The 16,361-nt window shown below is 33.2% G+C and carries 14 protein-coding genes; 11 read left to right on the top strand and 3 right to left on the bottom strand.

All coding sequences use genetic code 11. The annotated features are described in order from the left end of the window. Positions 1-126: 126 nt before the first annotated feature. The 3 genes from LN051_RS07990 to LN051_RS07980 all read right to left on the bottom strand — a co-directional run bounded on the left by LN051_RS07990 (position 127) and on the right by LN051_RS07980 (position 2,395). Entirely contained in the window at positions 127-549 is a 423-nt protein-coding gene (locus tag LN051_RS07990; protein WP_229292017.1) for a GNAT family N-acetyltransferase, read from the bottom strand. 148 nt (positions 550-697) lie between these two features. Next, positions 698-1,168, bottom strand: coding sequence for a DUF2538 family protein (locus tag LN051_RS07985; RefSeq protein WP_229292016.1), 471 nt, complete (start codon positions 1,166-1,168; stop codon positions 698-700). Between the two features lie 18 nt (positions 1,169-1,186). After that, the gene (locus LN051_RS07980; protein WP_229292015.1) at positions 1,187-2,395 is read right to left on the bottom strand and encodes an LCP family protein; all 1,209 of its coding nucleotides are present in this window, start codon (positions 2,393-2,395) and stop codon (positions 1,187-1,189) included. Between the two features lie 385 nt (positions 2,396-2,780). On the opposite strand from LN051_RS07980, the gene LN051_RS07975 reads away from it, so the two are divergent. The 11 genes from LN051_RS07975 (at position 2,781) to LN051_RS07925 (ending at position 16,317) form a co-directional block, all read left to right on the top strand. Next, positions 2,781-4,424: a phospho-sugar mutase gene (locus LN051_RS07975; protein WP_229293651.1), complete on the top strand. Its 1,644-nt coding sequence runs from the start codon at positions 2,781-2,783 to the stop codon at positions 4,422-4,424. A gap of 297 nt (positions 4,425-4,721) precedes the next feature. Continuing rightward, positions 4,722-5,984, top strand: a complete 1,263-nt coding sequence (locus LN051_RS07970) for a nucleotide sugar dehydrogenase (RefSeq protein ID WP_229292014.1) — start codon at positions 4,722-4,724, stop codon at positions 5,982-5,984. Positions 5,985-6,012: 28 nt separating this feature from the next. Next, on the top strand, positions 6,013-6,825 hold the full coding sequence (locus LN051_RS07965) for an ABC transporter permease (protein ID WP_229292013.1): 813 nt from the start codon (positions 6,013-6,015) through the stop codon (positions 6,823-6,825). Between the two features lie 19 nt (positions 6,826-6,844). Continuing rightward, a complete protein-coding gene (locus LN051_RS07960; RefSeq protein WP_229292012.1) occupies positions 6,845-8,038 on the top strand; it encodes a glycosyltransferase family 4 protein in 1,194 nt (397 codons plus the stop codon). Next, the gene (locus LN051_RS07955; RefSeq protein WP_229292011.1) at positions 8,039-8,602 is read left to right on the top strand and encodes a hypothetical protein; all 564 of its coding nucleotides are present in this window, start codon (positions 8,039-8,041) and stop codon (positions 8,600-8,602) included. It begins immediately after the preceding gene. Then, positions 8,599-11,157, top strand: coding sequence for a glycosyltransferase (locus LN051_RS07950; protein ID WP_229292010.1), 2,559 nt, complete (start codon positions 8,599-8,601; stop codon positions 11,155-11,157). Before LN051_RS07955 ends, LN051_RS07950 begins: the two co-directional genes overlap by 4 nt. Beyond that, a complete protein-coding gene (locus LN051_RS07945; RefSeq protein WP_229292009.1) occupies positions 11,154-12,293 on the top strand; it encodes a glycosyltransferase family 4 protein in 1,140 nt (379 codons plus the stop codon). Before LN051_RS07950 ends, LN051_RS07945 begins: the two co-directional genes overlap by 4 nt. Further along, the gene (locus tag LN051_RS07940) at positions 12,286-12,645 is read left to right on the top strand and encodes a hypothetical protein (protein WP_229292008.1); all 360 of its coding nucleotides are present in this window, start codon (positions 12,286-12,288) and stop codon (positions 12,643-12,645) included. The genes LN051_RS07945 and LN051_RS07940 overlap by 8 nt, the downstream gene beginning before the upstream one ends. A 15-nt stretch (positions 12,646-12,660) precedes the next feature. Beyond that, on the top strand, positions 12,661-13,380 hold the full coding sequence (locus LN051_RS07935; RefSeq protein ID WP_229292007.1) for a hypothetical protein: 720 nt from the start codon (positions 12,661-12,663) through the stop codon (positions 13,378-13,380). Further along, on the top strand, positions 13,377-15,389 hold the full coding sequence (locus LN051_RS07930; RefSeq protein ID WP_229292006.1) for a hypothetical protein: 2,013 nt from the start codon (positions 13,377-13,379) through the stop codon (positions 15,387-15,389). The genes LN051_RS07935 and LN051_RS07930 overlap by 4 nt, the downstream gene beginning before the upstream one ends. Before the next feature lie 19 nt (positions 15,390-15,408). Continuing rightward, positions 15,409-16,317 carry an ABC transporter ATP-binding protein gene (locus LN051_RS07925; RefSeq protein WP_229292005.1) on the top strand — a complete coding sequence of 303 codons (909 nt, stop codon included), beginning with the start codon at positions 15,409-15,411 and terminating at the stop codon, positions 16,315-16,317. The last annotated feature ends 44 nt before the right edge of the window (positions 16,318-16,361 follow it).

Here is a 16,361-nt window from a genome sequence, read left to right as displayed (position 1 = left end):
TTCCAATTCTCAAATGGTGTTTTTAATTGTATTGTAATTTAATTTTAATAATCGTTGCCCTTTTTTTATTAGATTAAAACATATTCACCAGTGTGAATTAAACTGAGAAATATTAATTACAACCGCTTAAACTTTCTTATACATATCGTAGTGTGGGATGCCAGCATCGATGTATTCTTCACCGTACGGCTCATATCCTAATGATTGATAAAAAGGAATTGCATGTGTTTGGGCGCCAAGTTTAAAAGTACGGTAGCCATGTTGCATTGCTTCATCTTCAAGATAAATCATGAGTCTTTTTCCTAATCCAAGTCCACGTGCAGCTTTAGAAACAGCAACACGTTCTACTTTAACAACATCATCTACAATACGGTATCTTGCTGTCGCTAAAGGTTTAGCATCATCATTGTATGCGATAAAATGTGTAGCTTCAGCTTCATAGGCGTCAATTTCTTCCTCGACCGGAACGTTTTGTTCTTCAATAAATACTGTCTTACGAATATGTAATGCATCTTGATACTCTTTTTCAGTGTTTACTTTTTTAATCATCTTATCACTCCTAATGTCTAACTTCTTTTTTAATTACTTTAGGTTAAATCTATTTTAAAAGCAATGACAAAAAAGCCAATGAAACATAAAAAGTATCTTTTGTTTCGTTGGCTTTTTGATAATAATAAATATGAAAAATTATTTAAGGTTATTCGGCATTTTGGCGTACTAACGCAGTATATTGCCAAAAAATACGCATTTGTACTAAATTCCAATTGTTCATTCCCATCGTATAACCCGAGGGTTTGAAAATATTGACATCTGTGACTTCTAAAGCTGCAGCAACAAGGTATTGAATTGGAACACTTAAGTTTTGCATCTCTTCTGTCAAACCATTTTCATTGTAAACCCATGAAAATGGTAAAGGAGAGTCAAATACATCGATAGCATCAAAGATTTCTGGCAATGCGACGATATAACAAGCTGCATTAATGACTGGATTCGTTTCACTATCTGAATAGTAAACGAGGAGGGCTTCGTAATTCTCGCGGTGGGCATGGTTAACATAAAAAAGCTCAGAACGAAAATGTGCCATATCTTTGCTATGGATAATTTGCTGTTCTAACATTGTGAACATACCATTGATTTGATTAATCTTTTCGTATGTGTGTCGCGACATGTTGGTTACCTCCTTTTTTTAATATGGGGTTGTTGCGTTTGGATCTTGATACGTCGAGTCATTTTCTACAGGTGCTTGATTGCTATCTTGATTTGTAGGTGTTTGTGTTGCGTTTGTTGCGTTATTTTGTTGGTCTGAAGGCACATCAGTGTTGTTAGATTGGGCCGATTCAGAACGGTTTGAAGATGACGGATTCACAAGATTTTCTTCAATGTTTAAGAGTGGCGGTATTTCGCCAAAAGCTTTTTTGACACGTTCTATCATAAATTGATCTCGGTCTTTTATAGGACTTAACCCTAAATCATTGCGTAGGCGATTAGCTGTCTTAATTAGTGCATCTATGTCAGGGTTAATATAATAAATGCCGTTTAATAGTTCATTTTCGCCTTTTAATTGTTCTGTTTTAATATCAGTGTCGCTAACTAGGTAATCCGTTGCAAGTGCTTGTATTTCATCATAAGATAAATTATGTTGCGAATTTTTTCCTACAATTTGTATGATATCGTCTAGTTTACTTAAAGATTGGGTTTCTTGGGCTTTGTGGAATAAAGTTTTTAGCACTTCCATTTGCCGCTGACCACGTTTTAAGTCAGAGTCTTGCTTACGCGTTCTTGTGAGCGCAAGTACTTCTTCCCCGTTTAAAACCTGTTTACCTTTTTTCAATTTAATACGGCCTTTATCTGTTCTGTTAGGTTCATTTAAGTCATAAGGCACGTTATACTCAATACCTCCAAGTTCATCCACAGCTTGAGCGAACGCATCCATATCGATTCGTACATAATAATCAACTGGAACATTTAAAGCTTTTTCGATTGTATCCATTGAAGACTCAGGGCCACCATAGGCATGGGCATGCGTAATCTTGTCATAATATCCTACTTTAGGTATATAACTTAAAGTATCACGAGGAATACTTAACAAACGAATTTGATTTTTGTCAGGATTAAGCGTTGATAAAATCATTGCATCTGTTCTTGATTGATTTGCGCTTTGGCCATTTTCTCTACGTGCACTGCTGTCATCAATACCTAAAAACAAAATTGAAACAGGTTCTTTACTAGGATCGACTTTTTGTTTTCTCAGTACAGATTCTCTTTTATCTTTTTGCGAAAAAGAATCGTCAAAAGCATCTCTTGACGAATTAAATAATATAAAAGCGAATATTGCAGGAACAATTACCAATATGAGTACAAGCAAATACAACACGAATTTGAGGGCTTTGTTCATTGTAAGTTGCTCCTAAAAAATGTGTATTTTATCCATATGATTTCTTATTGTATAGGAAAGTATAGTTGTCTTTCAACGATTTTAACATAAAAGGACTTAAATAGAAGTAATGTGTACTATAATATGAAGGTGAAAGTAATATGTTGGTGGATTTTTAATAAGTATAATGGATAGTGTAATAACGTTTAGTGTTTTTATTGAGAATGTACGATTATGCCAGTTTCTATGTGGTATGTTCCACCATTCGAAGTTTTTATATATTGTTATTTTAACTTTTGGTGACTCTAAAAATGGGTACAAGGATTGTTTCACATCACGATAACGCATCATGTATAATAATGATGTTAACAACTTTTAAATTTAATTATTAAGGAAGGTGCGCATTTTGAAGGCACAGTGGATGTCACGTTTAGAAGAAAGTTTAGTAAAAGACTTCTATGATCAACAAACAGAAGAAGAGCGTAATGCCGCTTTTGAAGATAAATTGAAATTCGGCACTGCAGGAATAAGAAGCAAATTTGGCCTCGGCCCTGGACGGCTTAATAAATTTACTGTTCGTAAGATAGCGCTTGGACTCGCACAATTTCTTCGTCGTGAACTTGTTGAACCATTAGTTGTCATACATTATGATACACGGTTTTTATCCGAAGCATTCGCAAAAGAAATGGCGAAGGTTTTAGCTACACAATCTGTATATGTCGTCTTATCAGACACTTATAAATCAACTCCCGAATTGTCTTTTGCCGTACGTTATTTAAAAGCAGATGCTGGGATTATGATTACAGCAAGCCACAACCCAAGTGATTACAATGGAATCAAAATATACAATCATGAAGGCGGTCAACTTTTGCCAGAAGCTTCGGAACAATTAAGCGTGGCGATTGAACGTAATGAATCTGCGTTAAATATAGAAGTTGATGCATTTGACCCTTTAATGGAAAAGGGATTGATTCGTTATTTACCACACGCTGTGAAAGAAAGCTATATCCAACATGTCACAGCACTTTATGAAAGCATTCAAGATCAAGGGGCACGTATTCTCTTAACAAGTTTACATGGTACGAGTTTGCCATTGACAGCAACAATCTTAAAACGTCTTGGTTTTGAAAACTTCGATATTGATGAAGCACAATCCGTCCCAGATGGTGCATTTCCTACGTGTACTACAGCGAACCCTGAAGACCCAGTTGCATTTGAACATGCGTTTAAATTAGCAGAACGTGTACATTCAGATTTGATTATTGCCACAGATCCTGATGCTGATCGCTTTGGGGTAGTTGAACGTTATAAAGATGGATCGCATTATTTTTTCAATGGCAATGAAATCGGCTTACTTTTAATGGCACTTCGTTCAAAAGAAAGTATTAAAGAAGTACAACACCCATACATTGTCAAAACAATTGTGACAGGTGCCACAAGCGATGCCTTGGCACAGCATCTTGGCTTAGAAGTGGTCGATGTATTAACAGGATTTAAGTTTATTTCTGAACAACTGCAACAACGAGAGAATAGTGATAAGCAATTAATATTAGCTTATGAAGAAAGTCATGGTTATTTGCTCCAAGACTTTTCAAGGGATAAAGATGCAATCCAATGCATTCCTTTGTTAGTAAAGTATAAGCAACAATGCTATCAGAAAGGGATGACCTTTCACGATGTATTGGAAGATATCTATCGACAAGTAGGTCGTTTTGAAGATAAAACCTTGTCTCCTATATATGAAGGCAAAGAAGGCAAAGAAAAGATTCACGAATTAATGATGCTTTTTAAAACTTATAAAGAAAGTCATTTATGCGGTATGAAAATAAAAACGCGTGAGGATTATTTAGCTTCTGTCTGTATGAATTTAGAAACGGGAGAAAAACACGCTATCACTCTTCCAAAATCAGATGTCGTGCGTTTTACATTTGATGAAGGATTCATCGCTGTGCGGCCTTCAGGTACAGAACCTAAAATGAAAATATACTTTTCATTAAATGTTCCAGATTTTGACGCTGTTATTCATGAATTTCAACAAACATATTTATAGCAACAAGTTAAAACCTCAACGAACATCTGTAGATACGTTGAGGTTTTTATTTTATAGTGCATAATAATAGGTGAGTTAAATTTCATGTTTTATATGGTTGTGTGATGGTTCGGATAATATTAAGAAAATGTAAAGAATGTAAATTTAAGTTTGATTTAAAATTAAGTTGTTGTTAAAATTAGGTTGTAAAATAGGTTAATGATTGAAATCAAAGTAATTTTAATTAAGAATTAATATAGGTTTAATATCTTTCGGGAAAAGACCAGAATATTGATTAAGACGAGAAGGGTGTATGAAATGAAATTAACTACTGTAGGATTAGGATATATTGGTTTACCAACATCAATTATGTTCGCCAAGCATGGCGTAGAGGTTATTGGTGTGGATATTAATGAAAAAGCAGTTAATAGTTTAAATAACGGTCATATTCACATCGAAGAACCTGGACTACAGGAAGCCTATGAAGAAGTTTTAGCGACAGGCAAATTTAAGGCATCTCAAACACCAGAAGAAGCAGATGCATTTATTATCGCAGTTCCAACACCTAATAATGATGATGAATATGAGTCTTGTGATATTTCTATCGTAATGAGTGCTACAGAAAGCATTGTACCTTATTTAAGAAAGGGAAATACGGTCATTGTTGAATCTACAATCGCGCCTAGAACAATGGATGATCATGTTAAACCATTTTTAGAAAAACAAGGTTTTACAATTGGTGAAGATTTGTATCTTGTTCATTGCCCAGAACGTGTATTGCCGGGTAAAATTTTAGAGGAATTAATTAATAATAACCGCATTATAGGCGGGATTACACCTAAGTGTATTGAAGCGGGAAAACGCGTTTACAGTACGTTTGTTAAAGGTGAGATGATTGAAACAGATGCAAGAACTGCAGAAATGAGCAAGTTAATGGAAAATACTTACCGTGATTTAAACATTGCACTTGCAAATGAACTTGCCAAAATAAGTAACAATTTAAATATCAATGTATTAGATGTTATTGAAATGGCAAACAAACATCCGAGAGTAAATATTCATTTACCAGGCCCAGGTGTTGGTGGTCATTGTTTAGCAGTAGATCCGTATTTCATTATTGCAAAAGATCCTGAAAACTCACCTTTAATTCAAACTGGACGCAAAGTAAACCGTTCGATGCCTGAGTATGTGGTTGAGAATACGAAAAAAATGATTCGTACATTAGAAGGAAAGAAAATTGCGGTGTTTGGTTTGACATATAAAGGGGATGTAGATGATATTCGAGAATCACCTGCGTTTGATATTTATAAATTATTGTGCCAAGAAACAGACTTAAACGTTGTAACATATGATCCACATGTTGAATTAGATTTTGTTGAAAAAGACATTCAAAAAGCAGTTTCAGATGCATCATTGGTTTTAATCTTAAGTGATCATTCGGAATTTAAGCGACTTACAGATGCTGACTTTGAAACAATGAAAGATAAAGTGATTTTTGATACAAAAAATGTCGTTCAAAGTGACTTTGAATCAGTTCAATACTATAATTACGGTAACTTATATGAATTCTATCAAAAATAATAAGTCCATTTAGATAGTAGGTTATATTGTGAAAGCGTTAATTATTATTCTTAAAGAACAATTTGAAAACTGGCAGCAAATACTGCAACTTGCTGTCTATAATATGAAAAGCCAATATTCCAACCATTATTTAGGTGTTTTTTGGAATATTTTGCAACCAATCATGCAAGTGGGTGTCTATTATTTGATTTTTGGATTGGGGTTAAGAGGAGGGGGAGATCGTCTAGTTGATGGCGCTCCCTTTATTGTCCATTTAATATCTGGATTATTTCCTTGGTTGTTTATTTCGCAAAGTATTAATTCTGGAGCAAATGCCATTCAATCGAATTTAAGTCTTGTAACAAAAATGAAATTCCCTTCATCTGTATTACTTTCGATTTCATTTACGAACACATTATTTAATTTGATGTTTATGACAAGCATTTTATTTGTTGTATCCCTGTTACATGGCTATGTTCCGTTTTGGAAATATTTTCTATTTTTATACTTTATTTTAGCTGCTTTCCCTGCTATTTTTGGTATCTCTTTATTGATGAGTTCCTTAGTCATTGTAGTAAGAGATACGAAAAATGTATTACAGAATGTGCTTAGACTTGGCTTTTTTATGACACCTATATTTTGGGGGATTGGTTCTGCACAACCGATATTACAGACCATCGCGCGACTTAATCCATTTACATACTTAGTGGAAGTTTATAGGAGCGCATTCGTTCACCATAGCCCAGTCCTATATGGTACAGCAGCTGACCATCTTTATTATTGGTCATTTACGTTGCTTGTGTTAACGCTTGGTGCACTTGTTCATCATCGTTTTAAAGATCGATTATTAGACTTCCTTTAAAGGATAGAAAGGATTCGATATGAAAGGAAAAATATTACTCATTAGTCAAAACTTTTATCCTGAATTAGGTTCAGCTGCAAATCGGATGAAACAACTTTATAAACAATTTGAAAAAGCAGGGTATCAGCCTTTGATAGTTACAACAGAACCTTCTTATCCCAATCATGCTTTGTTTGAAGATCGAACTTATTTTGATGATTCTGAATTAAATGCTTTGGAAGGGTACCGTATCATTAGAATTCGTATGCATTGTCAAAAACAACACACAGATTTGTTTCATCGTTTGCTTTATTATATCGAATTAATGATTAGAGTACGCATTTATTTAAAAAAGCTTGGTAATTATGAAAACGTCTATGTTACAAGCCCGAATATTTTTTTGGCATGGGCAACATTATTTTTTAAGAGGAATCAAAAGGCTAAATATTTTTTGGAAATTAGAGATTTATGGCCAGATAGTTTTGTAAGTTTAAAGAAAATCAAAATTAAATTTTCGTTGCCTTTATTAAAGTGGTTAGAAAAACAAATGTACCTCAAAGCCGATGACATTGTAGTTAATAACCCTTATTTCCAAACGTATATCAATACAATGTTGGGTAAAAATAACGAAATGATTTATTTGCCAAACGCAATTTCAAAAGAGGAGCTCGTTTCAACTGAAAAAGCCGAAACATTTTCGGTAGTTTATACAGGAAATATTGGATATGCACAAGATGTTGAACAGCTCATTGCCATTGCTAGAGGTTTAAATCATAAAAACATACACATGACAGCCATTATTTATGGTGTACAAGCTAATCGTTTTAGAGAAGCGGTAAGGCAAGAAGGTATGAGGTATATTCATTTAGTTCCCCCTATGAAAAGAGATGAATGTTTGAAAGCGATTTCCAAACATCACGTTTCACTATCTATACTCGAACCAAGCGAGGTGTTCATGAATGTCATGCCTGGTAAAATAGTTGATAGTATTTGTTCAGGAACACCAGTAGTGAGTAATATTGGAGGTTACACGGGCGAATTGATTAATGCCCAACAGTTAGGTTTTGCTAAAGCAGGCGCATCTACGGATGAGATTTTAGATTATATTGAGCAAATTAAAAATAATCCTGATTTATTGGAACATATTATTAACACAACGAAAAATTTAAGAGATAAACAATTTATTTGGGAAAATAATTTTCCTAAGTTAACCGGTAAATTAAGAGGTGTTTAAATGGATGATGACAAAAAAGCATTTTTAAAATCATTACCTTATACACATTGTTATGTACGTTTAAATGAAGGGATTCTCCGAGTCTATGAAGATGAAGCAATGCAAAATGTGAAGCAGTACCATCAACACCCTGATTATGCAAAAGTTTTGTATGAATACGAGCATGATAAATTAGCGTTATTATTAAACGAAAAGCGAGTTTTTGTGAAACGAGATGACGTTTCACTTATGTTATTTAAACATTTTAATTTTGAAACGAACCATTATCAAGTTATTAATATGAGTGAACCGACGTTTATGTATGATAGCGAAACTAAGAAAACGTCAACAATAGAAGTGGAAAATGCTTGGCAAGCGATTGCAAGTCATTTATACATACATCAATTGCTTCAAAATCAGCAACAACAATTGGCAGTGAAGAAGTTACTTGGAGATAATTTGAAGCAACGCACACAAATAGAACAGCTGATTGAAATGAAAGACACACTTTTGAAGCGTTATCTCAAATTACGAGAATCAAAGTTGGGGCGTATCCAAATTAAACTATGGGAGAGACGTTCATGAAGCTCAATTCTTTGAAATATATACTCTTTGGTAAAGCAAAACCTTTTCAGATGACGCGCGATGAAATCACTTATGATAAACACGAGTATAATTCGCTAAGTCGGGTTGCTGACGTTATGGAAACTTCTCCTAACAAAGCAATTTATGAAATTAATCAAGCCCCCTTTTTAAAAGAATTTGTGGATTATATTCAGGCGTTCCACCAATATGGAAGGGGTGATCGAAATGACTTGTATAGCAAGCAAGTATTACCTTCGCCCCAGTCTTACATTTATAAAAAATTAGATTTAAACGTAGGTATCGTGGCTGATCAATTTTTATTTGACGCGTTGGATGGCGCGTGTCATTTAACATATCTTAATGGTCACACACATCAAGGGGCATTTGACTTTGTCATTGTTGCTTCAACTTGGAGAGGTATTGACGGTTATTGGGAAGGGGTAACTAATCCTCATCGTCAGAAGTTTGAGGAACTTCAAACGTTAGTTGCATCATTTCAATCTAAAGGGGTACCGGTTGTTTTTTTTAATAAAGAAGATCCTGTTAATTTTGAAGTCTTTTTGCCACATGCCAAACTGGCAGATATCGTTGTAACGACAGAAGCAGATTTAATACCGACATATCGAAATGTATTAAAACATTCACGTATCCATCATTTACAATTCCCTATTCATCTTGGTATCCATAGACCTTTGTTTACTAAAGAAGTTCAAAAAAATGAAGAAGTTGTGTTCGCAGGCTCATGGTTAGAAAAATATAAAGAACGTAATGAAGATGCGAAACAAATTTTTGACGGCGTATTAGAGAGTGCGCATGAATTAACAATTTTTGATCGGAACTTATGGTCAAATCAGCTGAAATATCAATTTCCATCAGAATACATTCCTTATATTTCTGCACCGTTGACACATGAAAATACGATGAAAATGCATATTAATCATCCTTTTGCAATTAATTTAAATACTATTAAATATTCTAGAACAATGTGTGCGAATCGAATTTTTGAGTTACAAGGGATGGGCAATTTTATTTTTTCTAATTACAACACCTTTGTAAATTCTGAAATGCCACAAGTACAAATGATTTTCGATAAAAAAGATGTTGCTACAAGTTTGAATTTAGATCCAGTTATCATACAACGTGCACGCAAAATTGGTGCGCAACAAGTGTTAAAGCAATACAATCATTTTGAATGGCTAAAATGTATGGCGAGATGGTGTGATAGGAATACTTCGGCAACAGTATGGCCTAAAGTGTCAGTCATTATAAATGATAATGATGAAGCGGCATTAATGATGTTTGAGCATCAAAGTTATGTGCATAAAGTAATGGTGCGTAGTGTAGAAGAAGTGCAAACGCCATTTTACACGTATTTTGATTCAACAAATGACTATCAGCCAGAATATTTGGAAGACTTAGTATCAACATTAACATACACGAACACATCTTTTGTTACAAAAATGGCATGTGCGAATCAATTTGTTAGTTCTTATCAAGATAATACACATACATTATTCAAAAAGGGTGTCGATGAGTATGTAGAAGGGTATGCTTGTGATAACACGTTTTTAAATGAAACACCTCAAGAGCCACTTTATAAAACGCCGCAATTGAGCATTATTATTCCTGTCTATAATAATGGTGCACATCTAGAGCATAAAGCATTAAGATCTATAATTAGAAACCCACAATTTTCAGAATTTGAAATTATTTTAGTAGATGATGGCTCTACAGATGCTTTAACACGACGGACAATTCAACTGTATGAAAAGTGGTACCGTCATTTTAAGGTGATTAGGTTAGAGGCACCGTCTGGAAGCGCTTCAACTCCAAGAAATATCGGAATACAACAGGCAAATGCGCCATATATAACATTTTTAGATCCAGACAATGAGTGGGTAGGAGACGGTATTAATCAATTGTTACAAACGATAAAAGCTGATGATAATCTAGACGTTGTAGTAGGTAATATGATTAAAGTAGACAATGAAAAAACGCACATGCATCAGTACTATCGTCAATTTATAAATGCAATGCATCAAGATGAAACGACCGACACAAAAAATGTTTTACAGCAAATGAAGCTGAAAACAGCAAGCATTCAAGCTTTAATTGCTAGAACGTCATTTGTAAAACAGCATAAAATTCAAATGGTTCCAGGCGCATTAGGTCAGGATTCATTATTCTTTCTTAATTTGATACATTTCGCACGAAAGGTGAAAGCTATAGATGCGACGGTTCACGTTTATTATGCTGCGATTGCGCAATCAATGACGAATACAATCTCATCTTCATTTTTCAAAAAATATTTGAAACTTGAAAAAGAAAAGATAACTTTCTTAAAAAAGCATGATTATTTACAAACATATATGAAATATCGCTTTAATTTTTATATGAAGCATTGGTATATTGCTCGGATTAAACGTGCAGAAAAACTTGATACAGCAGTCATTAAGTCATTTTTAGAGATTTATCACCTTTATGACAATATCAAAAGACCTAAGGATGAAGATTTAACGTCAGAAATCAAAAAGTTACAAAGTGAGGTTGAATGATGGGTTATTTATTAATTACAAACGCGTATCCTAATAAAGAGAAAATTTACGCAAATGCTTTTATTCATAGACGAGTAAAAGGATACCAGGCACATGGTTTAGATGTTACCATCGTCGTATTTACAACTAAAATTAAACGTGATGAATATTATGATGGTGTGAAAATCATGTATATGAATGAAGCGCAGTTATACAACCATCTTTTATATAACCGTTATGATAAATTACTTTTTCATTTTATTAATTATAAAATGTTCCAAGCTGTTGAACGACTAGATCAAAAACCTGACGTTGTAGTATGGATTCATGGATTTGAAGCTGAAGCTTGGTATACGCGCTATTATAACTATTTAACCTCGGCTAGAACACTAAATGAACAGTTGCGAAAAAAGGATGAACATTATCCATATCAACGTGCTTTTTTTAAAAAATTAATGACGCGTGAAGATATGAATGTTCAATTTGTGTATGTTTCTAGAGGGTTAAAAGAGCTGTATGTTGATCCTTTTGTAGGCGTATCACCAAATCATTATCACATCATACCTAATATCGTCGATAAACATATGTTTCCGTATAGAGAAAAGAAAGAAGAGGATCGTTTCAAAATTTTATCTATACGACCCTATACAGCTAAAAATTATGCAAATGATTTAACAGTAGCTGTGATCTTAGCGCTATCCAAAGAAAAATGGTTTAAAAAACTTCATTTTTCACTTTACGGAGATGGACCATTATTTGATGAATTGACAGCACCTTTAAATCATTTCAGTAATGTAAGTTTAAACAAAATGTTCGTACCGCAACAAGAAATTTCACAATTACATGCACAAAATGGTATTTATTTAGGGCCGAGTCGTCACGATTCCCAAGGTGTATCTTTAAATGAAGCAATGAGCTCAGGATTAGTTCCGATTTCAAATTCTATTGGAGGCATACCAGACTTTGTAGAGCATGGTGTTTCTGGTTATTTAGCAGAACGTAATAATGTTGAACAAATGGTAGCAGCAATCACCTTTTTAATTAAAAATCCACAAAAATTTAAAGACATGAGTTATTTAGCTTCTAAAAATATACAAATCTTGACTGGCAATGATGTAGTGATAAAAAGAGAACTAGAGGTGATTTTTAATGGCTAATGTTGATTATAAAAAAGCATATGAATATTTAGAAAGTCAGTTAGAAGATATCATGATTGAAACATCTGTTTTGTTAGATCATAACCCTGCAACTTTGAGAATTGATGACATTTTATCTAACCAAACTGAAGAAGGCAAAGTAGACATTACAGTGTGCAGTTCGGGCGAAAAGATGTCTTACGCGCTTTATATTTATAAAAAAGGACAATCCATTCCCGAAGAAAAAATCATGTATCAACCACAAAACGTCTTTCATGTATCTTTAGAGCCCGGAAAATACCGTATCAAGGCTTTTGTGCAGCAAAATAACAACCAAAAAGTGGCTGAAACCAAAGAGATAAAAGTCTTTTAGGAGAGGAAGATCAACTTGGCGAAAAATGAATTTATTGTTTCACGAAATTTAACCAAAAAGGAAAAAATATTAGATATATGGTTTAAAAGTACTGAAAATGAAGCGTCTATTTTGAAACATGTGATTAATGAAATGGATGATATCACTAAAATCAATTTTTATTTCGACGAATCTATTAATCAAGTACAAATGACGTTATTCAACGAAATAGTTCAACATCTTAAAAGTCAAGTTACAGTGAAGTTGATTTTTCAGTCGCTTCATGTTCCATTTGAACGTATTGAAACAGTGATTACAAAACTTATTAACACTTATACAATCAATATTTATTATTTTAGTAAAGGAACCTTAAACATCGAATTTTTTGGTAATGATATCGTTCCATACGATGAAACACATAACGAGGATTTATACCTTCAACTCAAAGCAGAATACAAAATTGAGCGAAATCGTCCGATTATTAATGAAATGCGGTTGAAACAAGAATTACTTGTCTTAAAAAATGACTATGATGTGTTATATGACACATATTTAAATACACATAAGCGTATGCAGTTTGCGTTTCGTGAATTGCATAAATTTAAGAGAAGTGCTTGGACGTATAAGAAAAAATATCTTAATAATGCTTTACTTATTAACAATATTGAAAGAATCTCTCATTACAAAAAGAAAATAAATAAGAAAAATGTAGCTAAAGGACTTAAACTTATCATGAAGCGGGTGAAATCGAGATGAAATTGAATGAAGAAACATATACTTCAGAGCAATTAGAAGCGATGCAAAAACCTATAAGACGGAAATCTCATACCTTCATTAATGAAGCATTGTGGTCGATGCATTCATTTCAACCGCAAAACCTTCAAAAAGGAATAAGTTATGTTTTATTTATGGATGAATGTGACTTAAATACAATTGAAGATATGATTAAGTGTTATGAACAAGTCATACTGGTATTTGAAACACAAACTGCTTTGTCGCAATTTATTGAATCGCCTTTAAGAGAAAAACAAAATATTTTTTATTATTTCGATGATAGGGCCTTTCAATATTCATTTAAATTTGTAGTGAGTCGAATGAATCAGTCTCATTGTTGTTTTAAGTTTAGTAATGAAAAATGTAACACTGAGCGTTTGATAGAAACAGAGCATTTATCACAAGCTGTAGTCTATGGTCATGGAAGCCAAACCGTATATCCAACATATATTATAAAAAACTTAAACTTGCATTATCGATTAAACCAGTTTATAAGGTGTTATATTGATGAAATCGTCAATCACACGTACCATGTATCTCATTTTATGAGCCATGCCCGTATTTTTCAAAATGCTGAGAATGTGCTCGATATAAAAACAACAAATGAGATGATGGATGCTTTAGAGACAATTAAAGCGATATATAACGAAACATTATCGGTTCACTCTGATGTGACGTTAAAACATGAAGCGAATCGTTTGATTGAATGCATTCGTACGTTTATTAAAAAACAAGATGCTGAAACACGTTATAAATTACATCAATACATTTATACAATGATGGATCAATTTAATTTTAGCTTATTAAATAAAGATAAAGCCGAAACATTAGTGATTGCTTATTGTTTTCCACCTTATATTGATACGAGTGGGAATGTGATGGCAAAACGTATTAGAGATAAAAATGAAATTGTAGATGTGATTTCGAATGATATGTCACGTTTGCGCAAAATGGATTACAAATTAACTTCCTTGTCGCATCATCTTATTGATAGACACTATGAATTAAGTGCTAAACAGGCTTTCTCAAGTTGGCAAAGTATTAGTGAATTTATTGAACAAGGATTAGCAATCGTCAAAAAAGGTCAAAAGGTGTACCATCATTTGTATTCAAGAGCGATGTTTCCACAGTCACATTTTCTAGGGTTTGAAATTAAGCAACAACAACCTAAAATATATTGGCGTGCGGAATTTTCGGACCCACTTCATTCTACAGTTACAAGTGATTTACGTTATGCACCTATTGAAGATGAAGCCTATATTCAAAAAATAAAACGACAGATAAAGCCAGAATTAAAACGTTTAGTAGATGATAATGTGTTTAACGTGTGCGAATTGTTAGCACTTTCTGATGCTGATGAACTCATATTCACAAATGAAAATCAACTTGAGTACATGATTGAGCGCTTTGATGAAAATATAAAGCAATCTATTCGTGAACGTGCAGTTATTTCAAGACATCCCATTCCAATTAAATCAGATTATCGCAAAGTGATGACGCACTATAGCGTTGATCCAGACTTTATTAATTTAGGTTATTTTGGAAATTTTTATGAAACAAGAGGTTTCAATGAAATTGAACTCGTATGTAAATATTTAGAATCAAAAGGGGAAACCAATTTTAAAATCCATTGTTTTACTAATATTAAAGGTAATGTGCAAGCAATGCATAACAATAGTGATTTTAGCGATTACATTGTTTTACATCCGTTTGTAGGTTATTTTGAATTTTTAAATATTACAACAATCTTAGACGGATTACTACTTTTTGATGCACATACTAAAGGAATTAAACCGTTGAACCCTTATATTCCTTCTAAATTGAGTGATTATAAAGGGAGTGGGAAAGCGATATGGGCATTTACAGAGGAAAACAGTATAATGGACCAAGATAAACAAATTATTCGCACACATCTTGAAGATTTTGAACACTATATTGATGGGTTTAAACAAATTAAAAATAATGTAACGCGTTTCATTTCGGAAAAATAAGATTGAACAAGGTGATGACATGACTTACAAAGTAAAAGTGGACCATGTATCTAAAATCTATGATTTAAATAATAGTAAAGTTAGTAAAATAATTTCATTATTATCATTTGGTTATTTTTATCGACCTAAACCATATTACGCATTATATGACATTTCTTTTGAAGTAGAAGAAGGAATGTCTGTTGGGCTAATCGGTCTGAATGGTTCGGGTAAATCTACTTTGTCAAATATTCTTGCAGAAGTGCTTGTTCCATCAAAAGGCACAGTTAGTATTAACGGAAAGTCATCACTTATTGCGATTTCTGCTGGTTTAAAAAATGATTTTACTGGAGAAGAGAATATACGTTATAAATGTTTAATGCATGGAATGTCATCTAAAGAAATTAATGATGTATTTGATGACATTGTGGCTTTTTCTGAATTAGACGAATTTATTTATCAACCTATCAAAAGTTATTCGAGCGGAATGAAAGCACGTTTAGGTTTTTCTATTGCAATTCATACCAACCCTGATGTGCTAATCGTAGATGAAGCTTTATCAGTTGGAGATGAAACATTTGCCAATAAATGTATTACGAAAATGAAAGAACTCCAGCAACAAGGTAAAACAATTTTCTTTGTTTCTCATTCGGCAGCACAAATTAAAAATATGTGCGATAAAGCTATTTGGATTCATTATGGAGAAATGATTGAATATGGTGAAGTAAACCATGTGGTCAATCGTTATAATACTTTAATTCGAGGATTTAAAGCCCGAGATAAAAAAGGGCAATTGGCTTATAAAAAGAAGATGTTAAGATTACAACAACAACGTAGCGATACGATTGAACAATCAGAGTTAGAAAAAGTGCATTGGTCTACCTTTATTCCGGTAATGATTAGCTTTGGAATATTTGTAGCAAGTATTTTTTGGCAAATTTTAGGATAATTCATATTAACAAGAAGGTATGTGCTTTGATACACACACTATGA

The sequence above is a fragment of the Staphylococcus ratti genome (assembly GCF_020883535.1).
GTDB lineage: Bacteria > Bacillota > Bacilli > Staphylococcales > Staphylococcaceae > Staphylococcus > Staphylococcus ratti.
Note: the sequence above shows the minus strand (reverse complement) of the source record. Positions and strands in the feature narration are given on the sequence as shown.